The organism is Photobacterium panuliri (assembly GCF_059920555.1).
On record NZ_CP197193.1, the window covers coordinates 693,746 to 720,069 of the forward strand.

General features: G+C 46.9%; 26 protein-coding genes and 1 riboswitch. Of the genes, 8 read left to right on the forward strand and 18 right to left on the reverse strand.

The features are described 5' to 3' along the window. Window positions 1-326 precede the first annotated feature (326 nt). Both ACSF8X_RS19365 and ribB read left to right on the forward strand, forming a co-directional pair. A complete protein-coding gene (locus ACSF8X_RS19365; RefSeq protein ID WP_500852050.1) occupies window positions 327-1,286 on the forward strand; it encodes a hypothetical protein in 960 nt (319 codons plus the stop codon). Between the two features lie 138 nt (window positions 1,287-1,424). Further along, window positions 1,425-1,593, forward strand: a riboswitch (FMN riboswitch). A gap of 177 nt (window positions 1,594-1,770) precedes the next feature. Next, window positions 1,771-2,448 (forward strand): 3,4-dihydroxy-2-butanone-4-phosphate synthase, encoded by a 678-nt coding sequence (gene ribB / locus ACSF8X_RS19370; RefSeq protein WP_500852051.1) that lies wholly within the window; start codon window positions 1,771-1,773, stop codon window positions 2,446-2,448. 186 nt (window positions 2,449-2,634) lie between these two features. Here ribB and ACSF8X_RS19375 read toward each other — a convergent pair whose 3' ends face one another. After that, entirely contained in the window at window positions 2,635-4,392 is a 1,758-nt protein-coding gene (locus ACSF8X_RS19375) for a bifunctional metallophosphatase/5'-nucleotidase (RefSeq protein WP_500852052.1), read from the reverse strand. Window positions 4,393-4,749: 357 nt separating this feature from the next. On the opposite strand from ACSF8X_RS19375, the gene ACSF8X_RS19380 reads away from it, so the two are divergent. Together ACSF8X_RS19380 and ACSF8X_RS19385 are read left to right on the forward strand one after the other, a co-directional pair. After that, window positions 4,750-5,277, forward strand: a complete 528-nt coding sequence (locus ACSF8X_RS19380; protein ID WP_500852053.1) for a CbrC family protein — start codon at window positions 4,750-4,752, stop codon at window positions 5,275-5,277. 66 nt (window positions 5,278-5,343) lie between these two features. After that, on the forward strand, window positions 5,344-6,123 hold the full coding sequence (locus ACSF8X_RS19385; RefSeq protein ID WP_500852054.1) for a hypothetical protein: 780 nt from the start codon (window positions 5,344-5,346) through the stop codon (window positions 6,121-6,123). Window positions 6,124-6,240: 117 nt separating this feature from the next. Here the strand turns inward: ACSF8X_RS19385 and ACSF8X_RS19390 are convergent, their stop codons facing one another. Beyond that, a complete protein-coding gene (locus ACSF8X_RS19390; RefSeq protein ID WP_500852055.1) occupies window positions 6,241-6,633 on the reverse strand; it encodes a VOC family protein in 393 nt (130 codons plus the stop codon). Window positions 6,634-6,880: 247 nt separating this feature from the next. On the opposite strand from ACSF8X_RS19390, the gene ACSF8X_RS19395 reads away from it, so the two are divergent. After that, entirely contained in the window at window positions 6,881-8,620 is a 1,740-nt protein-coding gene (locus tag ACSF8X_RS19395) for a DUF2813 domain-containing protein (protein WP_500852056.1), read from the forward strand. Window positions 8,621-8,652: 32 nt separating this feature from the next. On the opposite strand, the gene ACSF8X_RS19400 is transcribed toward ACSF8X_RS19395, so the two are convergent. The 13 genes from ACSF8X_RS19400 to ACSF8X_RS19460 all read right to left on the reverse strand — a co-directional run bounded on the left by ACSF8X_RS19400 (window position 8,653) and on the right by ACSF8X_RS19460 (window position 19,409). Continuing rightward, window positions 8,653-9,192, reverse strand: coding sequence for a DUF3833 domain-containing protein (locus tag ACSF8X_RS19400; RefSeq protein ID WP_500852057.1), 540 nt, complete (start codon window positions 9,190-9,192; stop codon window positions 8,653-8,655). 16 nt (window positions 9,193-9,208) lie between these two features. Next, entirely contained in the window at window positions 9,209-9,742 is a 534-nt protein-coding gene (locus ACSF8X_RS19405; RefSeq protein WP_500852058.1) for a chalcone isomerase family protein, read from the reverse strand. Further along, complete coding sequence (locus ACSF8X_RS19410) at window positions 9,720-10,361, reverse strand: DUF2878 domain-containing protein (protein WP_500852059.1); 642 nt, start codon at window positions 10,359-10,361, stop codon at window positions 9,720-9,722. The genes ACSF8X_RS19405 and ACSF8X_RS19410 overlap by 23 nt, the downstream gene beginning before the upstream one ends. Window positions 10,362-10,416: 55 nt before the next feature. Next, window positions 10,417-11,655, reverse strand: a complete 1,239-nt coding sequence (locus tag ACSF8X_RS19415) for an SAM-dependent methyltransferase (protein ID WP_047880606.1) — start codon at window positions 11,653-11,655, stop codon at window positions 10,417-10,419. An 86-nt stretch (window positions 11,656-11,741) separates the two neighbouring features. Further along, complete coding sequence (locus ACSF8X_RS19420; RefSeq protein WP_500852060.1) at window positions 11,742-12,542, reverse strand: DUF1365 domain-containing protein; 801 nt, start codon at window positions 12,540-12,542, stop codon at window positions 11,742-11,744. A gap of 3 nt (window positions 12,543-12,545) precedes the next feature. Beyond that, on the reverse strand, window positions 12,546-13,850 hold the full coding sequence (locus ACSF8X_RS19425) for an NAD(P)/FAD-dependent oxidoreductase (RefSeq protein WP_500852061.1): 1,305 nt from the start codon (window positions 13,848-13,850) through the stop codon (window positions 12,546-12,548). Further along, on the reverse strand, window positions 13,847-14,617 hold the full coding sequence (locus ACSF8X_RS19430; protein ID WP_500852062.1) for an SDR family NAD(P)-dependent oxidoreductase: 771 nt from the start codon (window positions 14,615-14,617) through the stop codon (window positions 13,847-13,849). The genes ACSF8X_RS19425 and ACSF8X_RS19430 overlap by 4 nt, the downstream gene beginning before the upstream one ends. Before the next feature lies 1 nt (window position 14,618). After that, on the reverse strand, window positions 14,619-15,050 hold the full coding sequence (locus ACSF8X_RS19435; RefSeq protein ID WP_500852063.1) for a nuclear transport factor 2 family protein: 432 nt from the start codon (window positions 15,048-15,050) through the stop codon (window positions 14,619-14,621). A gap of 47 nt (window positions 15,051-15,097) precedes the next feature. Next, on the reverse strand, window positions 15,098-16,570 hold the full coding sequence (phrB, locus tag ACSF8X_RS19440; RefSeq protein ID WP_500852064.1) for a deoxyribodipyrimidine photo-lyase: 1,473 nt from the start codon (window positions 16,568-16,570) through the stop codon (window positions 15,098-15,100). Beyond that, a complete protein-coding gene (locus ACSF8X_RS19445; RefSeq protein ID WP_053062580.1) occupies window positions 16,567-17,397 on the reverse strand; it encodes a MerR family transcriptional regulator in 831 nt (276 codons plus the stop codon). Before ACSF8X_RS19445 ends, phrB begins: the two co-directional genes overlap by 4 nt. After that, on the reverse strand, window positions 17,387-18,334 hold the full coding sequence (locus ACSF8X_RS19450) for a YbgA family protein (protein ID WP_500852065.1): 948 nt from the start codon (window positions 18,332-18,334) through the stop codon (window positions 17,387-17,389). The genes ACSF8X_RS19445 and ACSF8X_RS19450 overlap by 11 nt, the downstream gene beginning before the upstream one ends. Window positions 18,335-18,573: 239 nt before the next feature. Further along, complete coding sequence (locus ACSF8X_RS19455) at window positions 18,574-18,903, reverse strand: DMT family transporter (RefSeq protein WP_500852066.1); 330 nt, start codon at window positions 18,901-18,903, stop codon at window positions 18,574-18,576. 23 nt (window positions 18,904-18,926) lie between these two features. Beyond that, window positions 18,927-19,409: a GNAT family N-acetyltransferase gene (locus ACSF8X_RS19460; RefSeq protein ID WP_500852124.1), complete on the reverse strand. Its 483-nt coding sequence runs from the start codon at window positions 19,407-19,409 to the stop codon at window positions 18,927-18,929. A gap of 395 nt (window positions 19,410-19,804) precedes the next feature. Here ACSF8X_RS19460 and ACSF8X_RS19465 point away from each other — a divergent pair, with 395 nt between their 5' ends. Continuing rightward, window positions 19,805-20,653, forward strand: coding sequence for an enoyl-CoA hydratase/isomerase family protein (locus ACSF8X_RS19465; protein ID WP_047880704.1), 849 nt, complete (start codon window positions 19,805-19,807; stop codon window positions 20,651-20,653). 56 nt (window positions 20,654-20,709) lie between these two features. On the opposite strand, the gene cutA is transcribed toward ACSF8X_RS19465, so the two are convergent. Continuing rightward, a complete protein-coding gene (gene cutA, locus ACSF8X_RS19470; protein WP_500852067.1) occupies window positions 20,710-21,045 on the reverse strand; it encodes a divalent-cation tolerance protein CutA in 336 nt (111 codons plus the stop codon). Window positions 21,046-21,145: 100 nt separating this feature from the next. Continuing rightward, window positions 21,146-23,167 carry an alpha-amylase family glycosyl hydrolase gene (locus tag ACSF8X_RS19475; RefSeq protein WP_500852125.1) on the reverse strand — a complete coding sequence of 674 codons (2,022 nt, stop codon included), beginning with the start codon at window positions 23,165-23,167 and terminating at the stop codon, window positions 21,146-21,148. A 364-nt stretch (window positions 23,168-23,531) separates the two neighbouring features. Here ACSF8X_RS19475 and ACSF8X_RS19480 point away from each other — a divergent pair, with 364 nt between their 5' ends. Next, entirely contained in the window at window positions 23,532-23,882 is a 351-nt protein-coding gene (locus ACSF8X_RS19480) for a hypothetical protein (RefSeq protein WP_047880615.1), read from the forward strand. Between the two features lie 60 nt (window positions 23,883-23,942). On the opposite strand, the gene ACSF8X_RS19485 is transcribed toward ACSF8X_RS19480, so the two are convergent. Next, window positions 23,943-24,848 carry an AraC family transcriptional regulator gene (locus tag ACSF8X_RS19485; protein ID WP_500852068.1) on the reverse strand — a complete coding sequence of 302 codons (906 nt, stop codon included), beginning with the start codon at window positions 24,846-24,848 and terminating at the stop codon, window positions 23,943-23,945. Window positions 24,849-24,933: 85 nt separating this feature from the next. On the opposite strand from ACSF8X_RS19485, the gene ACSF8X_RS19490 reads away from it, so the two are divergent. After that, on the forward strand, window positions 24,934-26,322 hold the full coding sequence (locus tag ACSF8X_RS19490; protein WP_500852069.1) for an MATE family efflux transporter: 1,389 nt from the start codon (window positions 24,934-24,936) through the stop codon (window positions 26,320-26,322). Window positions 26,323-26,324: the final 2 nt, after the last annotated feature.

Sequence of the window (26,324 nt, forward strand, 5' to 3'; positions counted from 1 at the left end):
ACTGCCTCTCTGTATTTTCTGGCCAATGTGAATTGGCATCGAGCCTAAGTGCTTTATCAACTGGCTATTATTTTAACTCGCTCAAATCACACGCAGAACTGACAATATTTCAGCAACAAAATTAGATTTTCTTATGCAAAATGTAGCAATCACAAAATAACAACAAACAACGCCGCAGCAATGAAAACTCATGCAGCAAACAGCACACTTAATGCATAAATAACCATGACTTGCATAATACTGGTTTTACTTGCTTTACTATCCCATCAAGGGTAACAATGGATTAACACTTACTGTATTGCGGAAATTCAAGAGTAATCACATTTATGCTCAGTATGATTACCCGACATTCATCCAGCTTATTGATCGCCTCAGCGTTCGCCGGTTTTATGCTGCCCAACGCTGCAGCAGCAATGTTTCCGTTTCTCCCTTATATCTTGTTTTTCCTGATGCTGTTCACGCTATTGGGAATAGATCAAAAAACCTTAATCAAACGACTCGCCACAACTCAGGTATGGAGCTTTGCTCTCTTTCATAGCGCAGGGATGACATTAATAAGTTGCAGCATAGCTACGCTATTGGGCTCATCAGATACCATGCTACTGGCCGTCGCAGGTGTCGCCGCAACTGGATCGCTATTTGCCACGCCAGCAATCGCACGCTCCATCGGACTGGATGCGCTAGAAGCAATGGCGATGACAATAGCCACAACGCTGCTGATGCCAGCTATTATCTACGTTAACCTATGGTTGTTTAGCGATGATAGCTTCGCCCTTGACGTTCATAGCTATGCTATTCGCTTGGCTGTCTTTATTGTCAGTCCGATGTTGCTATCGGCCTGCGTTTACCGCCTTGTCCCAGCTGAGACCCTCAAACGCGTTCACGGTAAACTCGCTCATATAACCATACTGCTCGTCTTTGCCTTCCCATTCGGCCTTATCGAGCCCTTTCGCAAGATCTTCGACCAATCCGCCTTTGATGCCCTACAGTATTTCGGAATCGGATTAATACTATGCGGAATGTTCTTCCTCACAGGTTTAATCTGTTATGCAAAACAAGGAAAACAAGCTTCATTACTGGCAGCCATCACCACCGGCAATCGCAATGTATTACTGACATTCACCATTGCAGGTACTTACCTTGGGCCCGATTTCTTGATCCTACTTGGTGCTATCCAGCCGACAACATATGCATTCCCCTTGTTTGTCCGCTGGCTAGCAATAAGACTACCCGATACTCCCAACCCGCCGCGCAACCCACTGCAAAGCGACAACACAAAACAATGACACCGACTTATCGGCAATAAGCAGCACTCTCGTGCTTTATACCGGATACAAATCGGACAATCGGCGCCTGGCATCAAATAATTATCCATAATTTAATTAATTACCTTGCACGGCTTTCTGGAATTTCCTATAGTCGCAAAGAATTCTCAGGGCGGGGTGAAACTCCCCACCGGCGGTAGTCCCAACAGGGAAAGCCCGCGAGCGCTTGCAGTTGATATTGCAAGGTCAGCAGATCTGGTCCAGAACACGGTCATGCCATGTTTGATTCCAGAGCCGACGGTTATAGTCCGGATGAAAGAGGATTTCAGCGATAATCTGTGTTTATAACACCGGTATACGCTCAGCTTGCATTATTTGCAGGCGATGTCGTATCGGCTGTTTTTCGAATACCGTACTGCATCTACATATTTGCTGATAGCAGTCGCTTTTGCTGACATTCCATGCCCTGATTCTGGTAACGATATTGTATTTGGAGTTTTTTACCATGAATCAGTCTCTACTCTCACCTTACGGTAATGCATTCGAACGCGTTGAAGCTGCCCTTGCCGCCCTTCGTGAAGGCCGTGGTGTTCTTGTTGTTGATGATGAAGATCGCGAAAATGAAGGCGATATCATTTATGCTGCGGAAACCCTTACCGCCGAGCAAATGGCGCTGATGATCCGTGAATGTTCAGGTATTGTTTGCCTATGCCTGACCGAAGAACGCTGCCAGCAGCTTGAATTGCCTATGATGGTGGGAAACAACACCAGTGCCAACCAAACAGGCTTCACCGTCACTATCGAGGCAGCCAAGGGCGTAACTACCGGCGTATCTGCCGCTGACCGCGTTACAACAATCAAAACAGCCATCGCCGACGGAGCCAAACCTTCTGACATCAACCGTCCAGGCCACGTGTTCCCGCTAAAAGCAAACCCTGACGGTGTTCTTGCCCGCCGCGGCCACACCGAAGCGACTATCGATTTGATGCGTTTGGCTGGCTACAAACCTTATGGTGTGCTTTGTGAGCTAACCAACCCAGATGGCACTATGGCTCGCCTACCTGAAGTCATCACGTTCGGCGAAACACATAATATGCCCGTACTGACCATTGAAGATCTTGCTGCTTACCGCATTGCCAACGAAGTGGCCAACAGCGAAAGCGACAATAGCCTTACGGCATAAGCCATAGGCACACAACGGGAATCTTAACAAGCCGGGCCGCACACCCGGCTTTTTTCATCCTTAGTATTCATCTTTGCTCTCTCTTAGAATAAAAATGAGCAAAATAAAAATGTCTAATATAAAAAACCGCCGATAGCGTCAGCTACCGGCGGTTTTTCTAGTTCCTGTCTATTAATGGTAATGGGCTTAAGCGACCCCTTCCTCGTGACACACACAAGGAATAAACTGCGACAGATTGGCTGGTGGAACATCTAATTGCTGCTTGTGAGCCGCATAGGCAGAAAATGCCTCTGCCATTGTGACATTCAGGGGTTGAGGCTCTTCCCCATTGAGCAAAGCATGATAGCCCTCTTTGCCTGTGGCCGTGTAGCCCGACGATACCGAAAGATATGTCGCACCATCGTCAACCTCCCGCCACTCCGAGCCGACAAGATACTCTAGCTGCTCAATCCGCTGGCCTTGTGCTGCACAGCAGCGATAGACAAAGCGTAAGTGGGATGTATAAGGGTAACTTCCGTCCCCCGTGCCTTCAACGCCATTATCGATGGCATTATCGATCGCCCCTTCAAGCGCCGCCCTTACTTGCGCGCCAGTTACCGGATAAACCATCAAGCCGATGGCAAACGGCAACAACCGGCCAGAAATGTCTGCGGCGGTCAGCGGCCCGGGATTCAACGATGAGCGTACGCCACCAGCATTATGAATACCAAAGTCAACCGCAAAGCCTAACTGGCGAGCCTGCCAGACAAAACTGTCAACGACATGCGGCGCGATCTGACTTGCCCCCTTGGCATCGGGAATGCGCGTGTGACGCAATGGGCTCATAACATCGGCAATATGTTCTGTTTGCAGCTTACGTACGGCAGGCCGGTATTCCTCGTTGAGGATATTTTCGATATAGGGATCTTTAATACAGAATCGAACATTTGGCTGCTGTTTAAGATAGGCTTTCACTTTATCGTGGCTCAGCACATCAAGGTGCTCGCTTCTGCTGGCGTCCAGAGTGAACTGCCGTCCCAGCAAGAGCTGGTTTGTCCCCGATACAGACTCAACGCTACCGTCTGCGGCAAAATCAATATGCAGCTGACCTAAGGCCAATGCATTGCAGCCCGCCTGTACGACGCAAGTCCCTTTGACCATACGGGCATAAGAATCAGTGACGCCGTAACCAAGGTTAGTAAAATCACCCTGCATTGTATGGCTGTGGCCACCAATAATCGCACCGATACCATCGACCTCTTCGGCCAATTCCAAATCACGCTCATAACCGAGGTGACTCAGTACAATAATTTTATTAATCCCGGCACGGTGCAAGGCGGTTACAGTTTGCTTGGCAACATCGGTAACATTGTGGAAAAACGTATCCGGATCCGGATTGGCAATACCAGCCATATTCTCAATGGCCAGACCAAACACCGCTACGGGTTCACCCTCTACATCGTGTATCCAAGATCTGGCACATTGCTGCTCGGCATCGTATGCCAATACATTGTTTTTACGTGATAGCGGGTTAGCTTTACCCACCAGCTCACCGGAAAGATCCCAATTGCCGGCAAGCAGCGGAAAGTTAACTTGATCCATGAAATCAGCGACAGGCTCATTGCCCATGTCCAACTCATGGTTACCAAGAGCCATCGCATCAATGCCTATCGCATTGAGCAACTCGGCATTAGCTACCCCTTTATACAGGGAGAAATACAGTGTGCCCTGAAAACAGTCACCGGCATGGAGAAAGACAAAGCTCCGTGACTGCAACAAAGCTTGGCGCTGAATATCCTTTACAGCTGAAGAAACGCGAGAGAATCCACCACAACTGGCATATACCGACATCTCTGGTTCAATGACGTCGCTGGGCAACTGTAGTGAGATCGACGACGGCTCGAAATGTGAATGCGTGTCGTTAATATGGGCGATCGTTAACTTCGCTGGACGATGGTGTGTCATAATGCTGAAAGTACTCCATTATCCTAAAATGCTAGTTCACTTCCCCCTCCAGCACATTGTGCGGGGAAGCCAACTCGAATCTACGCTAATACCTCGAATAACTTCGAAAAACAGATCTTCTCGCTGGTTAATACGAACTTACTAAGAAGAAAACATGACGTTTCTAGGTATTGAGATTTCATCATACAACACATCATGACAAAACTCAGGTTTCCTCTTGAAATTAAATCTTATATTGCATCAAGACAGTGATGGTTATCAGATGACTCCAGCTTAACAAGGCTAGACGTATCCAGTATCCTATCTCCCATCTTTACCCAGATCTGTTCCCTCTTACCAATAAGCAGAATAACTCCCATGACACTACCTCAATTCAGATTTCATCCCGATCCCATTGCCACTGGCGCGATTAAGAAAAGCGACAAAACCTGCCAATGTTGTGGTAAAGCGCGAGGATATATCTACACCGCGAGTTTCTATTCACGTGACAATGTCACGGATATTTGCCCGTGGTGTATATCCGATGGCTCTGCGGCTAAAAAATATGATGGTTCTTTCGTCGACGATTATCCGCTGCTCGAAGCTGGCATTCCAATGGCGCTTATTATTGAGATCTGCGAAAGAACGCCGGGGTTCGCTTCTTGGCAACAGGAAATTTGGCAGACACATTGCGATACTGCCTGTGAATTTCATGGCGATGCAGAAAAACATGAACTAGAAAAATGGGACAATGACAGTTTGCAGCAATTCCTCACCGAACAGATGCTGGATGAAAAATTATGGGAAGCGATTGTTCAGCATTATGAAAAAGGCGGTGATCCTGCCATCTATAAATTCAAATGCCCTTCATGTGGAAAATTTATCTACTCAATGGACTTCTCATAGCCCGAGCAAATAACCTTGCCCTCTCGCACGATTTCTACTCCGTGCGACTGAAAGCCTCTCCCTTGTATGTGGTTGGCATCAACAACCGAAGATATTCTATCCGGCGTTATCCTCCTTGGGTCTATTGTTGTTTCATATCCATTGGAATATGGCCCACCGGGAGGATACACCATGAGCCCATCACGGCTGATATTATTGCTATTACTCGTCCCAATCACAGTAACAGCAAGTGTTAAACCCATTCCCCGTTACGAAAAGGTAGACTTGGATACTCGGCGGATATATGAACTCTCCTCGTTTCCTATATATGACTATTTTGTCTGTATAAAGAAAAACGACCCTGGACTACTCGCATACCTACAAAATGATTCACTATTTGACAAAACAATCCGTACCGTTTCTGGCGAAATGGCAGCAAGCTACTATCGATATTTCAATGATCAGCCAGAAAAGCCTTACGTTAGCTCCCCAAGCCCTCAGGAAAAATGGCCGCCAAGCGAACCTGCTCCATTTAGCAACAATAAAGCCATCAAGCATTTCCCCTACCAACTAATAAGCAAGCAAAAACACGACTACCACTACTCAGTGTCAATCTATGATGTGAAAAAAGAACAATGGCGACGCGATGGCGAAGAGCGAGTATGGCTATTCAACCAGTTTGATTTTCTTCAGCGAACATCAGACTACAACGTGGAGAGTATCGAAAGTATTGATAACCTAATGCTGATGACATCCTTGGATTTAAGAAGTATCCAGAAAGCAAATAGTGAAAAAAATGCATTCAGCTTGGGCTATAACAACGTCAAGGCCTTTTTCTACCAAGCTGATGTGAAGTATTGCAAATAGCGCTATTACCAAATAAGAATATTACCGAAACCAGCCAGCTCAGCGTCAATCATCTAGAAAAAAGCCACCCAACTGAAATTGGATGGCTTTTTTCTTTCTTATTCAGCACGCCTCGGCTTACTGATAACGCCCATGACGCTGAAGGAACTCAATTTTGTAGCCATCAGGGTCAACAACAAAGAAGAATTTGGCCAACAGTTGACCATCACGGAAGAATTCTTTGATTTCTGCTGGTTCATACCCCAAACCGGCCAATTTCGTATGCTCGGCTTCTAGGTCGTCAACGGCTACGGCAATATGGCCATAACCGCTTCCGTGGGTATAGGACTCAGTCCCTTCGTTCCACGTCAGCTCGAGCTCCATATCGTTCTCTTCGTTTCGTAGGTATACCAAGCTGAAACCGTCGAAATCGAGACGCTCTGCAACATCCAGATCCAATGCTTCCTTGTAAAACTTCAATGATTTATCTAGGTCGCCCACACGTACCATAGAATGAATGATCTTAGCCATCTGACATCTCCAGGTTGAACATACCCGAGCGGTACCATAAAACAGCTACACGCACACCGGGATACTGCGAATTTTAGTCCGCAGACTATAGCAACTCCCTGTTACTGCAACAAGCAGTTCCTCCACGCGCTATCGTCTCGTCCCATGTATCCAAAACCCTTTCATTTTCAATAATGTGATACTGAATGTGATTCAACGCCGCTTTGTACTGTAGGCTTAAACAAGGTTACAGGCGAGTGAGGTATATATGCAGCTAGAACGAATTGAAATATCCGGCTTTCGGGGTATAAAACGTCTCTCTCTTTCTCTGGACGCACTGACTGTTTTGATTGGTGAGAATGCTTGGGGGAAATCCTCACTGCTCGACGCGCTGGATATTGCACTGTCTCCGGATGCCTCTTTCCATAACTTTCACTTTGACGACTTTCATATCGACTACAGTGCTGGCCATGCCAAAATGCACCAGTTGCAAATCGTACTCTACTGGCAAGAAGACTACCCCGGTGAACACAAAGCACGCCGTTACCGCAGTTTTAGCCGAATGTGGCAATCCACCCACGCCGAAACCAAAGCACTATACTACCGGATCGCCAGTACGATTGAGGGTGATAGAATAATCACCGAACGCTACTTTCTAGATACCAAAGGCGACAGGATCCCATGTGACGATACCGACAAACTCGCCAAACAGCTCATGATCCTTCACCCTGTCGTACGTATCCGTGATGCTCGGCGGCTTCGCGACTACAGCCACCAGCATAAATCACCTACCCACTCTCACGACAAAGCCGATAGCAAGAGCAATGGCAAAAACGGTAACGGGCACGAACAGCCATCCCTAGAAAAACAAGCTGCTGAAAAAAAACAGGCTGAAAATGTACGTATCCAACGGCGACTCGATAATACCTGCCGCCGATTAATGACCAAACCCGGCCATGTTAGCCAAGCTGAGATAAAAAGCAGCATCAATGCCCTGCGTTCGCTGGTCGATCACTATTTTGCCTTTACGCCACAAAGCCAGCCCCGCCACTTTGATCGGGCCCACTTTCCAGAAAGGGCTCAATATGCGGTCAATCCGCTCGAACAACTCAGCCAACGAGAAATGAGCAAACAAGGGCGATTAATCCTAATGGGGCTGCTCAATGCCTTCATCCGCGCTCGAGGCCCGGTTGAACTGAAACGGATCAGCCGCCCAATCATGATCCTAGAAGATCCGGAAGGCCGACTTCACCCCACGTTTCTCCATCAGGCGTGGAGCTTTATCGTTAACATGCCGATGCAAAAGATCCTTACGACCAACAGTCCAGATCTCTGCTCTGTTGTACCTATTGATAGCGTCAAAAAGCTGATCCGCCACCCGAACAAAACACTGGTCTACAGCCTTAATCCACAAGTTCTGGGTAAAGATGAAGCCAGACGCGTTGCCTTTCATATTAGGCTTCACCGCCCAAGCGCACTTTTTGCAAGAGCATGGCTATTAGTTGAAGGCGAAACCGAAGTATGGTTATTCAATGAACTGGCTCGCCTCTGTGGCTATAACCTTGCCGCAGAAGGGGTTCAAATTATCGAATTCGCACAAAGTGGATTGCGCCCGCTAATCAAAGTTGCCCGCAACCTTGGGATTGAATGGCACATGATTGCCGATGGTGATATGGCAGGGAAAAAATACGCGGATACTGCAAGACGAATGCTGGGTAACGAATCAGAACGCCATAGGATCACCTTACTGCCTAAGGCCGACATTGAACATTTCTTGTTTTTCAATGGCTTCGAGTCATTATTCCGAAGTTTGGCCGGCATTCCGGAGCACTCTCCTGTTAGCCCGAAGAAAATCATTCATCGGGCACTTAAGCGTCAAGCAAAACCGGATGTCGCTCTTGCAATGATTGCTTACATTGACGAGCATGATATCGATGTGATTCCGTTACTATTACGCTGGGTTCTAAAACGTGTGGTTGCTATGTCTCGCGGAGTCAGTCAGATCTAGTTAAAATCAATACAAATTAATACAGGTAACGCCTATTTATCCTGCTTTTCAAAAAACAATGTTACTTGGCCGACATGAAAACCCCACTTGGTCATTTCTGCAGTATTGAACAAGTGGGTCTCGTCTTGCAGATACATCCAATCATTGAATGTGATGTCATAGCTACTATCACCAACCGGCACTCTGAGTACATAACGCCAATTAAGAGCGTTACCGATAATCTTACCTTGAGCCTCTCCAATAACGTCATCAGCCGTACCGCTATAGCGCCCATTTCCCTGATGGGTGATCACCCAAATTCGACGTTGTTGCTCTCCGTCATCAAAGACGAAATATTCTGTTAACGTCAGAACATTTCCATCAACTGCTCCGACAATATCGACATTAAACCGCCGGGTTTGCTTACCGCTCCGGTCTTGCAGCATTCCCCACGCCTTGACTCGACCGTCAAAATATCCAAATAAATCAAAATCAGGCTTCGTGCCTTGATAATCCTCTATCGATGCCGTGCACCCGAATAATCCCATAATAAACACCAAAGATATCAAGATGGGTCTGCTCAATCTTGCCATGCCGTCTCCAAAGCAACTAGCGTCTGCCTATCAGTTGGTTGCGAATGTCTGGATAGGCCGTTTGCGGTGACAACCAGATATGAACAAATGAGCGCGCCATTTCATGATCCTTCACAATCCCAATCTGCCGATTATCACGGTAGAACGTACCTTGTTGGCCGTCATAGACGAAAATAAGCCTATCCCCCTTGCGAACATCCGGCCAAATTGTCGCTAATTTACGCAGCCATTTATCGCGTTTGAATTTGGTGATCCCGAGATGGGCCCACTGATCATCGGTTGCATCAATAAGATCATCGTTATCAATGTTACGCTGGTATTTGATCACCAAGGCCAGAGGTAATCCATTATTGCGATAGGTTCCGTTGGGTGTGCGCAATTCTGAATCGTAAATAACCCACGGCCCCCACTTTAGTTGGGCCTCACCCACCGCCGGCCATGACTGCCACGGCGTTGATGCAAATGCACTATTACTGACACCCATTAGCCCGGCAACCACAATCCCAAGAAGGGCTGATTTATATGATTTAAAAACGGAATGGTTTTGCATATCGCCCTCCGAACAGACGGTTAACCGTTGTTAGTAAGCCTATAGCGACGAAGGTAAACAGCCCCCAGCACAGTAAAAGGACAAGACCACTTAACTCAATACCATATGGCCAAGACACCGCATCAAATCGATAGCCAGCCAAATAACTCATTGCTCCGCCAAGCGAACCAATCAGTCCAAGCAGCCAATACGGCATAACAAGCAACCGACTACGCATAATCCAGACAAATGACGCAAAACCCAGCCATAGCAGTACTAACCACAAGGGCATTCCTTCCGCATCAAACGCCAAAACCCCCGCTTGGATCAGCAAAAAATCCATTCCGATACCTATCCCGCCAAGAAGCAACGAAAAACGTGCGCTGCCGGGAAACAATGCCCACGCGGTTACCAACATAATCACCAAAGCAACCACCCATTGTGATTGCCCCAAAACGGCAACTGCCCAGTAGAGGTTGAATGCAAGTCCAAGAACAACCACAGCCTTGGTGCTCAATACTGATGATGTCGCCGTTTCTGATAGGATGGGTGAAGTAGCAACAGAGCCTTGCGCCTTTGGCGACTGGCTATTCGCTTGCGATGCTTCAACCTGTTGATCTCGGAATGAATAGCCTGCCATCGTTGGTTACGCCTCGTTATTGGGTTCGTCTTTACAGGCTGTGTCCTGCCTTGCCCTAACTACGCCACTGGCTTCGGCTGGCTACGAGTTGAACCGTACTTATCGTTCTCTCAAGGAAGCCGCCTTCGCAGTAACATAAGTAATAACGCCACATACGGATAAATCGATCATCAAAGCCTTGTTGTTTCAACATTTCAATACTGCGATTAAACCCTTGGTGCCAATCTGACAAGGTACGCGCATAATCCAGCCCGATATCTTTCAAGTCCCGAATAACAAAATCTGTATGTTGGGTAAACTGGCTGGAAAGCACATTGACTGAAGGAAGAAAACCACCGGGGAAAATATGTTTCTGTATGAAATCCACCCCTTTGCTATAGCTATCATAACGTTGATCGGCAATCGTGATGGCTTGAAGCGCCAATAAGCCATCAGGTTTGAGTAAAGACTGGCATTTCTTCAAATAGGTCGTCAGATATTCCTTACCCACAGCCTCAACCATTTCGACAGACACTATCTTGTCGTACTTCCCTTCCAGATCACGATAATCACTGAGCAACAGGGTAATTCGATCCTGCAAGCCTTCTTCTTCAACCCGCGCTTTGGCCCATGCATACTGTTCATCTGAAATAGTGGTAGTGGTTACCTGACAGCCATAATGCTTGGCCGCATGAATAGCCAATGCCCCCCAACCCGTACCAATTTCTAGCAAATGGTCTTGCTCGCTCAAATTAAGTAACTGGCACAGGCGGTCGACTTTGGCATACTGGGCATCAGCCAAGGTCGTATCTTGTGTCGCATAGATCCCCGCGGAGTAAAGCATGCTCGGATCCAGAAATGTGCGATAAAAATCGTTGCCCAAATCATAATGGGCCAGAATGTTTTGTTTGGCGGCTTCCTTGCTGTTTCGGCGTGACCAATGCAGCCATTTATCCTTGATCGCCCCCAACCAGCTGACCTTCTGCTCCAGCTTGTCGAGCATAGGCAAGTTCATCGCAATCACTCTGACAACCTGAGTAAGATCTGGCGAATCCCACCAGCCGTCCATGTAAGCTTCACCGGCGGCGATACTGCCACCATTAAGGACCCGACGATAAAATGCAGATTCATTGACAATAAGTTGGGCTTGGCAAGCAGCTTCCCTGTCGCCGAAAAAATGCGTATCTCGGTCTTTTTCCACAATGGTGAGTCCCGCGCCTTGGATATATGCCAAGAAACCAAACACGACTCGCCTCGCGACCTGCTCAGTTTGCGTCACCCACTTCCCTGAACGATCCGCTTCACTCTTAAACATAACATCACCCTTTGCTTTTGTTGTTCTTCAGGTTGCTCGCCCGAATCTATCTATTAGAGCCTATCTATTATCTCTTATCGCTCGTCTTATGTTTTTTTGCTCGAATCCACCACACTATCCGGATGACCATGAAACGGCACTTTCTTGAGCCAAAGTTTCAACGCCTGCCAATAAATGCCAACCAATATTTTTACCGTTTGTATCGGTGTGGCAAACAATAGACGCGCCAACTGATCGGTGGTGAAAGACGAATGCTTCATCGCCATGGTCGCATCAAGTACTTTGCTACCATCTGCTCGATCACAAATATCAAGATGTACCAGTAGTCGCCGTCCAGGTGGCTGCAAGTTCCACTGATAGCGCTGTGTCATAGGATTAAAAGGAGATACGTGAAATTGCTTGCTCTGCTGCCAATATTGTTCTGGCCACTGGTCTGTTGCAGGGATGGCATAGTAATACCGCTCATTCCACGGGGTATTACTTACCTCAGCCAATACCCAACGCCAGGTATTCGTTTCATCATATAGGTAATAAAGATTGAGCGGGCTGAAATAGATACCGGCATAGCGCAGCTGACACAACAATGTTATTCGCCCTTCTATCTGTTCGCCGGTCAAGCGGGCAACCATCTCTTTCACTCTCTGTTTTACTTCAAGTGCCGATACGGCCGCCCCGTCAACAGCCATATAGTCTGCTGCTCGCCAACGAGCAAAATGCCACCAGCGGGTACCAAAGCCTATTACCTTTCGCTCAAGCTGGGGCAACTCATCAAGATCAACCATCGGCATGAACATTGGGTAGCTAAAGCCGTGTTTCACTGGACTGAATCGACGGTGGCGCACGCTTCCGACAAACAACGCACTATTCATTTCACTTAGATCGCTCATAACTCAGCCTTGTTGCCGTTGAAGCTCAGAAGTAACAGCAAGATCGGCCTGAGGTGTATCAGCCAAAGTACGCAAACCATTTACGACATCCAGTGCACTGCGTACACCATCCTCATGAAACCCGTTATACCAATACGCACCGCAATACCAGATCCCCGATTTTCCGTTGATCAAATCTCGCGATTGCTGGGCCAACATACTCTCAGAGGTAAAGACTGGATGGGCATAGACAAAACGCCGTAAAATTTTGGCCGGATCAATAGCCTCAGTCTGATTTAGCGTGACACAGAAAGTCTCTTTCGATTCAATACCTTGGAGGATATTCATGTTGTAGGTAACGCTAGATAGCTTCTTATCACGCTGCTGACCAGCATCAAGATAATAATTCCAAGATGCCCAAGCCGCTCGCGACTGCGGCAGCATAGTGGTATCCGTATGCAACACGACTTCATTGTTCTGATAAGTCATGTTGCCTAATACCGCATTCTCGTGTTCATTGGGATCGACCAAGATCTTCAAAGCCTGATCGCTATGAGTGGCAAAGATCACTTGGTCGTAACACTCTATCTCTCCCGCCGACGTTACCCCTATCTGACCATGCAGGCGCTGCACGCCCGTAACTGGGCTAGACAGGCGGATCTTATCTTTGAATGGCATGATCAACTTTTTGACATACTCGCGAGACCCGCCGGGTATCACGTACCACTGCGGTCGGTTAGTCACTTCAAGTAATCCGTGGTTACGGAAGAAACGAATAAAGAATTCCAACGGGAAGCCACGCATATCGGACAACGTCGAAGACCAGATGGCCGCCCCCATGGGCAAAATATAGTTTTCACTGAAATAGTCATTGAATTGATTGCGACTTAAAAAATCCCCCAGTGTCCGGGACTGTTCTGTTGCCAAATCAACCTTGTTGGCCAATTTATTGAAACGCAGAATGTCATAAATAAAACGGTAGAATAACGGATTTACCAAATTTCGCTTCTGGGCGAACATCGAGGCCAAATTGTGACCGTTGTACTCCAGCCCAGTGGCATCATTATGAACACTAAAACTCATTTCAGTAGGCAGGCCTGCAATGCCAATCTCTGCCATCAAACGTTCGAAATTAGGATAGGTACGGTCATTGAAGACAATAAACCCGGTATCTACTGCATACTTGCCACTTGGTACGTTAACATCGACCGTTGCGGTATGTCCCCCAACATAGTCGTTAGCTTCATACACCGTAATATCATGATGCTTATGTAGATAATGGGCACAGGTCAATCCAGATATCCCTGTTCCTATGATCGCTATTTTCATACGGTCTTCCCTGTAAGTCGTTTAACAGCAGCCAATTGCCATGACAACGGCAACAGCGCGAGTGATTTAAGAAAAAGGCTGAACTTGGGCGGAAAATGAATTTCTTTTTTCTTTGCCTTAATACCGCAGCGGATCTTTTCCGATGCATACTCAGGCGACACCAACATCGGCATTGCAAAATCGTTCTTATCCGTTAATGGTGTTTTGACAAAACCGGGGCTAACTAGTGACACCGTCACGCTTTTAGCCGCCAAATCTATATCTAGCGTTTTAGCGATATAGGCCAATGCCGCTTTGGATGCACCATAAGCCTCAGCACGAGGCAACGGTAGATAGGAAGCCGTCGAACCCACCAATACCAAATGGGTCGATGCATTAAATCGATCCTGCATGGCCTCGATACAATTGAGCAAGCCAAACACATTGGTTTCAAATACACGACGAAACAAGGCAACATCTATTTGGCCATGGTTAATGTATTCACAAGTACCGGCATTGAGGATCAAAACCGAGGGCAAAGGATCCAGTTCCGCCAACGCCGTTGCGACTTGCTCACCATCAGAAACATCAAAGCGAAGTGTCGTAATCCGGTTGGATTCGGCTTCTAATAATGCCAGCCGCTCGGAACTCTGACCGCAGGCATAAACCTGCCAGCCTTCCTGGGCGTAATCCAACGCCAACTGACGTCCTATCCCCGAACTGGCTCCAGTGATCAATACTGAATTAGTTCCATTAGCGACTTGTTGTTCCGAGCCCATTCCAACCATGTCATAACCTCGCCTTCAAATGACGCACTACATTGCCAAGTAACGGAATACCCTCATAAATCATCTCACCCATATCAAAGTAATCGCGATGGCACTGCACTTTTCCTTCGGCAAACTCCAATCGCGAACACCCTTTTACCTGTCGTATTTCCCCATTGCTGATTCGAGGATGGCTAAAATGCATCGTCCATTGAACATAGGCGACATTACCTTGCTCAACTGCTTCGTGAATATCAAATGCGCAGCTACTCACATTCTCAAAAAGACGGTCAAAGTAGCCTTCGAGATTTTGCCAACCTTCCATTCGATGTGCGGGATCTTCAAATACCACATCCTGGTGGTAAACATCCGCAAGCATGGCAACATTTTCCTTACTCAACGAACGGTACGCCTGAACAAATTTTTCCGTTAGCTCCTTGGGTTGATACGACATTCTTTGCTCCTTGCTATTGCATTTGTGCTATCTCAAGCCAAAGTCTTCTAAATCCGATCTGCCATCTCTTTCGCTATCCTAAACACTTCGATAGTGCATACTCTCGCAGCCTTGTGATCAACAATTGGCAACGGATAGTCCAAACAAACCGGCGAGTCGAACAACATTGAGTCATTGTTACGGGCAGCCTCCGGCCATAAATGCGGAGTATGGATATATTTATCCGGTACGTCTTTTAACTCATGCACCCATGTACGGATAAATTCCCCTTTAGGATCAAACCGTTCTCCCTGAGTCGTCGGATTGAATACCCGAAAATACGGCTGTGCATCAGTCCCTGTCGATGCCGCCCACTGCCAACCACCATTATTAGATGCAAAGTCCCCGTCAATAAGATGAGACATGAACCACTGCTCGCCAGCCCGCCAGTCGATCAACAAATCCTTAGTCAAAAAACTAGCCGTTATCATTCTAAGTCGATTGTGCATCCATCCTGTTGCTTTCAGCTGACGCATCGCCGCATCGACAATTGGGTATCCCGTACGTCCCTGCTGCCACGCCTGCAAATACTCATCGGATTCACGCCACAGCACATTGTTAGTCCAAGAGACAAAAGGCTGATTTCTACCCAGCTTCGGATAAGCCACCAGCAAATGACGGTAAAACTCACGCCATACCAACTCATTAAGCCAAGCAAAACCACCGCTATCAGGAGATATCAAACAATTTGGCGCATAGTTCAACAGCACCGACAGACACTGCCGCGCCGACAAGCACCCCGTGGCCAAGTAAGGGGAAAGACAACTTGTCCCATCGATAGACGGAATATCCCTTTGCTGGTGGTACAGTGCCACTTTAGTTTCACAGAATGTCAGCAGACGCTGGCGGATCGCCTCTTCGTCGACGGGCCAATCAATACTGTTCACCTTCGGATAGGTAAAGGTTGGAATATCACCATCAGACAGCGTCATCAACGCATTGCTATCGACTTTCGCTGGTGGCGGCTGCACCTGAAGACCCGCACGGTACAAATAACTCAACCATGCTTTGCGAAACGGCGTGAAGACCTTAAAAGCCTCACCAGCCTGAGTGACAACGTCACCAGGATTAACGATGCAACTATCATCGAAACAATGAAATTGAATATTCAAGGGTGAAAGTGCATCTTTGACGTTTTTATCCCTTAGCTGCTCATCATTCTCATACTGCTTGTTGCAAAAAACGCTATGGGCACCGGATTCACCTGCTAACTGTGTAATCGCCAACGGTACATCTGAAAAATCAGCGACTTCACGTACCACTAATGGAATATTCAAATCTGCCAATAAATCTTTCAATACCGCTAAACGGCGATGAATAAGATCAACTTGAATTGGAGCTACATGGTGTTCATGCCATTGCATCGGTGTTGGTAAATATACAGCCACCAAATTCTCACATTGCTCACGAGCTGCGAGTAATGCCGTGTTGTCTACTAACCGCAAGTCAGCCCTGAACCAAATAATTCCGGTTCCACTCATTGTTCAACCTCCAAGCTAGGATCATTCATTAATTCAGGGTGAATAGAGCAAATACTTCCGCTCAGTGACAATTCCGTTTGACCAGACTCCGTCCATTGCACCAATTGCTGTAATGTTTCTCGGGTTAACTTGTTGTCACCATCAACAACCAGCAAGGGCGTTTTCCATTGATTAAGCAAACTCTGCAAAGCCAATATTTTTCCTGATAATGACGTTAGTATTGTGACGTTGTAACCAGACTCAACCAACTTAAGCAGACGGATCCATAATCTGTAACTAGGCACAGGATCAAAACTCACCAGCAAACAAGGTCGCTTATTTCGCCGACGGGCCCCCGATGACACCGCCATACACCGTTCACTCAAAATACCTCGCCATAGCGACAGCTGAATGTTAGCGAGAGGATTTTCTTCCTGCGCAATAACAGCTTCAATCTTCGCAGCAATACGCTGCTCAAAAACATCCAGCGGGTATTCTTTCATCTGCTGGGCAAGCAGCCGATCCAAGGCCTGAGCATCGAGATTAGCCAGCAACTGCAGTGCCTGTTCAACATCATTATCACTATCATGGTCGCCCCCATCGAAATCACTACTAAGCGACTGTTCCAAGAGCGGCCTTACCTTGCTTATTGCTACACCTTTATCAAGCCAACTAAGGATATGTCTTATCTGGGCAATATCTTGCTCTGAATACAAACGATGCCCTTTTTCGGTACGCTTGGGATTTAGCAAGCCATACCGCCTCTGCCAGGCTCGTAATGTGACAGAATTTACGCCTGTAATTTCAGACACATCTTTAATCGCATAAAAGGCTTTTTCAGAGTCCATAACGCAGTTTTAACTCCTCTGGATATGGGTCAATAAATGTTTGGATTTGTAGATAGGGATCTGGGTATTCGCGCAAGTAGTGTTTAATCAGTGCCATTGGCGCCAAAATAGGCTGATTACCAGAACGATAACTGTCGATAAGCTCGGCCAGCTCGGCTTTTTGCTCTTTGGTCAGCGAACGTTTGAAATAACCTTGCAAATGCATCAACACATTGGTCTTGTTCTTTCTGCTAGCCCGCTCTTTAACTGCATCCATGAACAACTGACGGTATTCATGATAAAAGTCATCAAGATCCCAATCTTTAATATTGGCGACCATCTGTCCTAATGACTTATAAGCAGATGGGCTATGCGCCATCAAAACTAGCTTGTAGCGAGAATGAAACTCGACAAACGCTTTGGCAGAAAGGTTGTCACGCACACTTTTATAGAAATCATTCAGTGTGAAAATGCGAAAAACAAAATTCTCACGAAGCACAGGATCATTCAGCCGACCGTCTTCTTCAACAGGTAACCAAGGCATTTTGGCCATTAGGCGTTTGGTATAAACCCCAACAGTTCCCCCAGGAACCGTATTGTTGTTTGCAATATGGAGTTTGACCCGCTCCATACCACATGTTGGCGATTTCGCACAGACGACATAACCACACAGTTCATCAAACTGACCGACTATTTTATCGGTGAATGCATTCATTTTATCGGTGTGATCAATATCTTGCCGCTTAGTTTCCACCAAGCGTTCTTCACCGGAAGGCAGTTGTAAAAGGCGAATAACAGGTCGTGGCACTGTCATCCCAATACCAACTTCAGGACATACGGGCTTAAACGTCACATAATTAGACAACTCATCGACCACAAATCGATTCTGCTTGTGGCCGCCGTCAAAACGTACTCGCTCACCAAGTACACATGCACTAATCCCTACTTGAATTGCCATGCTCCACCTCACCTTGTACAAAATACATCTCTTGTACAATTAGGTTAGGCATAAAGATCACTTTGTACAAAATTTTTTTTTGTACAAAGTGATATGGCGCACAAATGTACTTATTTTCTAACTAGTAAGTAGACATAAACAGCCATTTGCACATGCGATAAAATGAGTCAAATACGATAAGAAAGATTAAAACAGAAGAGAAATCATATGACTATTGGTACATTTTCTATTGTTAATAGCTAATGCCCTGATGATTTTGAAAAAACGTTGATCACTATGACCCCAAGAACTATCAGGGACACGCCAATCACCGCGGCTAGATCTAATTTTTGCTTAAATAAGAACACACCTACGATAGAGATCAATACCACCCCCAGTCCGGACCATATCGCATATGCCACCCCGACCGGTATCGTCTTTAGCACCAATGACAAAAAATAGAAAGCAATACCATAGCCGACAATCACCACGATGCTTGGCGTAAATTTTGAAAAACCCTCCGATAATTTCAGTGACCCCGTCGCGATAACCTCCGCTATGATAGCTATTGCCAAATAGATGTATCCCATGGTTTTCCCTCACCAAATACTATTCACAGTTCCTTTAACATCCAAACATCACATCCATTGTGCTCCGTACCTAACAATGGCCCATCAAGATGAACAAAGCCCAATGCGTCATACAGCGCAATTGCTGATGTCATACTTTTCAACGTATCGAGGTAACACCGTTCAAAGCCCTCAGTCTTAGCAAACTCAAGGCATTGCGTGGCAAGTCTACGGCCCAACCCGAGTCCCCGACCTTCTGGCAAAATAAACAACTTCTTCAGCTCACAAGTACTTTGACTACCACTGAATGACGCAATACCACAGCCGCCCACAACCTTGCCTTCAACAAGTGCAACTAAATACTGACTTCTGGAAAAATTGCCATAATGTTGGCTCATGCACAGTACTTCGGGATCAGAAGGGCCAAAACCTTCACCAATCGCACCATACTCCGCCCCGACTTGTTTGATGATATCGCACACAATGGCATCATCTTCTTTCTTTATTGGCCTAATCACTACTCTTATCCCTCTCGCTCAATCACGCTTGACACCCAGATAGGCGCAATCCTAAAAATAATTTAATATCACTAAGTTATATAAAAGATATCAATACAATAATATCTTTTATTCACTATTACTCGCTGACCGACTACAAGTCTAATCACTTGATTCTAAATATTCATGCATAAAATCAAGGAGAATAAACCAACAATTTAAACTCTGCTTTACTAACGTACCATCAACAGACTGAAATCATTCATCCTATCTTGCCAGCAACCAACTCTCAGTCATTTCAACCTTTAGTTTTTGCCTTTCCATATAACCCATTCCCCACTCTTCAACTAGGCTAAATCAGTATTCAGAGTGACAACGCTATGCGCGTCGCACGTCTGCAAAACAGCCAACTAGAGGATGGAAAAATGGCGTACAAGAACTTTACAACCTTCAACGTAGATATACTTGATGGTGTAGCCTGGGTGACCATCGACTTTCCGCCAGTCAATGTGCAAGGCCAAGAGATGCTGGCTGACCTAAACAGTCTGGCATTACGTCTAGAACGCGACCGTAATGTCAAAGTCGTGGTTTTCCAATCTGCCCATCCTGATATATGGGTCTGCCATTACGACACCGATTTATTAAAAGACATGTCGATGGATGCCGTCTCACGAGAAGAGGCCTGTTTGCTCGATTTACAAGCGGTACTGGAACGCATAAGCCGCCTACCACAAGCAACCATTGCAAAAATCGAAGGTTACGCACGCGGCGGGGGCCACGAATTTGCCCTAGCCTGCGACATGCGCTTCGCAGTCAAAGGCAAATACAAATTCATGCAAATGGAAGTGGGTATGGGCATCCTTCCTTGTGGCGGAGGTGCATCAAGAATGGCAAGACAAGTAGGGTTAGGACGCGCCCTTGAAATTATTCTCAGCGCGCGGGATTTTACCGCAGAAGAAGCCGAGGCCTACGGTACTATCAATAAAGCCCTAGAGGCTGACGAAATCGGCCCTTATGTGGAAAATCTTGCTAAGCGTATTGCCCAATTTCCCGCAGAATCCATTAATGCCTGTAAGCAAACGGTTTATGAGTCCATCGATAAACCGATTGATGAAGCCTTAAAGGCAGAGGCATACTGGCTCTATCAGGCCACTAGCAAAACTCCTGCAATAAAGCGCTTTGCATACGCAGATGCCCAAGGTGCCCAATTTGATATGGACAATCAGCACAATTGGGAAAAACTGGTTATCGATATTCAGAATGTCAAAGACTAACCTTATCCCCCTCTTCACCATAGACGAAGGCAACCCTTACGTTGCCTTCCTTGAGGTTATGATATTTTCCCAGCACACTCGGTGCCAATCCACGTCAAATAATCCTGATAGCCCGCCGTGATAGGCAACTGAACAATTTGTGGGGTGTCATAATTGTGGTTGGCGAGAATATCCGCTTCAACGGCCTGATAGGCATCACAGGTTGTTTTGATGATGACCAATTTTTCCTGATCACAGGCAACCTCACCTTGCCAGTGGTAATAGCTGTCGATTGACTGCACCTGAATACAACCAGCAAGTCTTTTCTCCAACAATGATGTAATCATTGCCTTGCCAACATTCTCATCAGCATACGTGGTCAACACCACGCAGTATGGCGACACATTTTCCATAGACTTTTCCCTCGGCCAACAAAAAGGGAGCATTCGCTCCCTTGATTCTTATATTATTATCTCGCCATCTATTTCGAGATCAATAATTCATTGCCGCTATTTATTGGCACTTAGAAACCATCACCTGCTGTGGTGCACCGCTATCACTAAATGTCAGACTCCATACATAGCGCCCCGCCTCCGGCAAAGTTACCGCGGTGTCTTTCCCATAACCGCCTTTCACTAGCTTACCAGCCTGACCCGGTGTTAATGCTAACCCTTTAGCGGTAAACTGTGGTGACCAACTTTTCGTCGCATATTGCATCCGGTATGCCCCGGCTTTCTCATCAACAACAACCTGATAGGTATTGTTACCTTTATATTGGTAAGCCCGTTGAGATTTGTGTGACCATCCAGCATCGGCAAAATCACCCACCACATACAATGTGTCGTCAACCGGCCCTGCTTCATCAACGGTCGGGTTATCACATTGAGCCAAGAAACCTTGGCCTGTTAGCGATACCACCGCAGCCTCACGCGGTACCACGCCCTCAGCCGTCGGAGTAACAATACGCAAGAAACGTGCAGCATAGCCTGATAATGGAATTGAATATTGACCATTATCTGCCACAAATGCTTCGCCAGTTAACAAGTCAACCAATGTCCCCTTAGAGCCAATCTCGGCCTGCTGAAGAGCTATAGTCTCTGGTTGGTCAGTTGTACTGACCATATAGAGCAGCGCTTCATTCTCTGCCTGTTTGTGATCAACATAGACATTATCATTGGCAAGCACGTTGACACGCTCACCACTGTACAATGCCGGGTGCTTAGCTCGCAGCGACATAACCGCGGTGACATAACGCTTAAGATCCGCCTGCTCGGCACTAAGTGACGTTGTCACCCCATCGATATTGGCACTGGTTCTGGCAACGTGATCATCGCAAAGTCCCCTTACCGCACAATCCTCCTTGACCTTAGCCGCATAGCCTTCAAGCTGATCACCAATCTCATCACCATAGTAGAGCGTTACAGGCCCGGTATAGGCTGCCAAGAAAGAAATCGCAGCCTTATGGCGCTGCCAATATTCTGGCTGTTCCGGTGATGCAATATTGCCGCGTTGCAGCAAATCGCCAAAACGCACTAGATCATGATTACCCAGCATTAGATTCGGCTTGGCGTGAGACGGATACAGGCTATGCAGCCTCATCCCTTCGTCAAGCCACTGGCCGCCTTTACCACCAATGGCGTTTTCATTGACCGCGAATGTCTCAACAACACGGTAACGGACAGGAAAATCAAATGCCGAACACAACGCCGGACGTGAATCCGTCCCATAGCCTGTTTCGGTAATGGTATTTTCGTTATTCCAAATTTCGGCCACCATGTAGCCTAACGGGTTGACAGACTCACCCTTGTTGTTGGTATAAGTCACCGCCTTGGATGCCTCATCGACACTTTTACGAATCACTTCCCATGCATCAGTCGGTACTTGATAAGCCTGATCCAATCGCCAACCATCAATCTTCAGCTCATTAATCCAATAGGTTGCCACTTCTTGGTAAAACGGCAGGCTATCCGGATAGCTCACCGGGTTGCTCTTGCCGACAGGCAAGCGCCCCTGCGGCGACGGCATGACATTTCCTTTATGGTGGCCAAACACACCGTCGAAAAACACATATAACCCACGAGCATGGGCTTCTTCCACCAACTGGCGAGCTTGCTCCATCGTGCCGAACCGAGGATCAATGGCAAAATAATTCGTGGCAAAATACCCAGTTGCATCCAGACGATCTGCCCAATGATCCTGACCATCAATCGGTACAGAGTCAAAAATAGGGGTTAGCCAGATGGCATTCATCCCAAGCGATTCAATATAATCCAGCGAATCGATAATCCCCTGCAAATCACCATTGTGATGGCTGGTTCCATAACCCGTTCCATGACCTCTTGCCGGATCACCATCAACAAAACTCTCGACCATGACTTGATAAATACGAAGGTTATCTGATTTCTCTGCCACTACGGGATCACAGGCATAGCTGCCAGCGGCTAACTGTCCTGTATTTTCTGACTGGTTCGGTTCGGTATGGCTACATGCAGATAAGGTGGTTGTAATAGCTAGGGCCAGTAGGCTGGGAAGCATCCGTTTCACGTTCAATCTCCTCGTTGTATTTTTCTAAGATGTTGTAGAGAGGTAACCCAGCAAGCATATGCTTGATACCCCACCATCAGACCCTCCCCCATTTATTGCCAAGGGGGTGGAGATTAGGGGCGTAGAAAGTCCGAACCAAATACCTGAAAATGTATCTAGGGAAAACATCCCTACCAAACGCGACAAGACGCAAAATATCCATCAGGGACTAACAGTTTTCTTTTCCGCAAACCGTTAGCATATTCAAACTCTTAGCTCATCCTTCCAGCAAAGAATAAAAAATGTGCGACTACATACAAATTTATAATTTGCCGCTACAATAGCCGAAAATCATGCACCGTATGAAGGTCACACAATGCTACACGATGAATTTGAAACACTCGTTAAATCACTATGCGAGACAGCAGGTCTGCCAGAAGCACTTGCCCTGCTAAAACAACAAGAAGACGAAGCTATCGTAGAAGCTGCCAACTCACTAGCCGGTCAGTTCCAACTGGCTGAAATTGAAGGCGAGCAACGTATCTACCACGTTTCAATGCAAGAAAATGACAACGGCGAAGAAGAAGAATACGCCGAGTGGATCATGAACGTCGGTGATGACGTGATCAAATTCGTTGCATGGTTCTTCTACGACCAATTCGAAATCAAAGCCAAAGACGTATACCAAGCCGCTGGCCGTACTTACCAGCAGCCAAAACGCAGCTAAGCAATAAGCTTCTCGCTTTTGCTATACACAAACAGCGGCAAAGATGCCGCTGTTTTTCGTTTAACTGTCCGCAAATAGCCTTTTACGGTATTCGCGGGGCGAGCAGCCGTGATAATGACGAAAGCGATGGGTAAAATTGAATGGGTCCTGATAACCCAATCGCTGGGCCACCATACTGACCGACCATTCCTTATACCAAAGCAAATCGACTGCTTTTTCCATTCGCAGCATAATCAAGCGCTGCTGGGTGGAACAGCCGTATAACTGGCGGGTTATTCGGTTAAGCTGCTCGGTACTTAAAAAGCAGCGCTCTGCAATACCTTTTACGGTCCAGTTCAAATGCAGCTGTGATTCAACTTCATTAAACAAACTTTGTACCCGTAACTGCGAATTCGAAGGGGCCAATGAGGTTGTTCCCAGCAACAGACGTGACAATTCACTCGCAAAGAGTTTTCGGTAACTCGCCCGACCTCCCACTTCGCTGTGAAGTAAATTCATCACAGACCATACCCGCTCGCACTGATAGCTATGCTCTACGCGCTGACCACCAACAGCGATAGGCTGCCACTTTTTGCTGTCTTGCAACAGTACCCAGGCCATTTTCCATAGTCCACCAGGCTCTGCCAGCTCAAATCGAAACGGCAAGCCCGCAGGCAAAACAGCCAACGTGCCGGGCAACAAAGCGTATTCCCGCTGGCTCGTTGTGAGTTTCCCCATTCCATCCAGTGTAAAAATGAGCGTATGTGAGTCGGTGGCAACCCGCTCTATCTCGTAGCCTTCGGCCAAATCAGCCAAACCCGCCATAAAAAACTCATTCTCAGTTAATTCCGGCAATTCAGACTGAGTAAGAAAACGTTCCTTGCACGCTTCAGCTAGATAAACAACCTCTTGCCAATGGGTAATCGGTATTTCTAGCCTAATACCCAGCGTGACCGATTCGCACAGGTTTTCTGGGATTTTTAACATGTCGATTCATTCCCTGCTTCGCTATAGTTGCCCGGCAAATCCATGCTGATTTCCACCAGCTGGCAGTTCACTTGAGGGCTAATCAATGACAACAAACACAACCCAACAAAACGCGCTACCAGAAAGAATGTTCTCACGTGTTGCCAAGCTGGCATTTCCCGTTGCAATTCAAAGTGCGCTTGTGTCTATTTTGGCGCTTGCCGATGTCCTAATGGTCAGTGACTATGGTCAATCAGCTACCGCTGCGGTGGGTATTGCCTCAAAATGGCACTTTGTCGCCATTATGATCATGGCAGGACTCGCTTCCGCCAATGGTGTGCTGGTATCCCAATACTGGGGACGCAATGACAAAGTACACGCAAAAACCGTCACATTGCAGGCCATGAAATTCGGCTTGGCCATCATGGTACCGGTTACCTTTGCAATTACTGTATTTGCCTCGCAAATCATGCAATTACAAACTAATGATTTTGCGGTGATCAACCAAGGTGCGCAATACCTTTGGTACAGTTTTCCTGTTTTGATTTTGACCCATATCATCATTACCGCAGAATCAAGCATGCGCTCAAGTGGTGATGCAATGACTCCATTAGTGCTAGGCGCTATTACCATTGCCATCAACATCTGCCTTAACTTCATTTTGATCAAAGGCTATCTGGGCTTTCCGGCAATGGGGGTGGCCGGTGCGGCATTGGCGACCACGATTGCTCGATTTGCACAGGTTGTAATGATGTGGGTAGTGCTGAGCAAACGCCGTCACTGGCTACTGACCAGCGAATCTATCCGCCGCCACCAGACCTTATGGATGACCTACCGCAAGCTGGCGATCCCGCAGTCACTGAACACGCTGCTATGGGCGCTGGGTACCCTGACCTACCAAATCATCTTTGGTCATATGGGTACCACAGAACTGGCTGTATTCAGTATGATTGGCCCATTCGAATCTTTGCTGTATGCCACCTTCATGGGCATATCCGTCGCTTGTTCGGTATTGATCGGCCAATCTCTTGGCAGAGATGAGTTCGACACGGCTCAGGCCATGACTCGGTTTTTCTTGAAATTCGTAGTGATCATCGGCTTGGGTATGAGTTTATGCCTGTACCTCAACCATCAATTCGTCTTGGCATGGCTAAACCTCGATAGCAGCAGTCTGCGCCCTTATGCCCAACCAGCAATGGTTGTCATGAGCATAGGGATCACATTGAAAATGCTCAATATGATCATCATCAACGGGATTTTGCGTTCTGGCGGGGAAAACTTGTTTTGTCTGCGTATGGATTTCATCGCGATGTGGATGGTCGGCATTCCGCTAACAGCTTATGGCGCGTTCGTTGGCCATTGGGACTTTGGCTGGGTTTACTTCACCATGCTGACTGAAGAAGTCGTTAAATTAGGCCTTTGTTTTAATCGTTACCTGAAAAAACGCTGGCTCAATAACTTAACGATCCAACCCCAACCAGCAACCTGCGCATAATC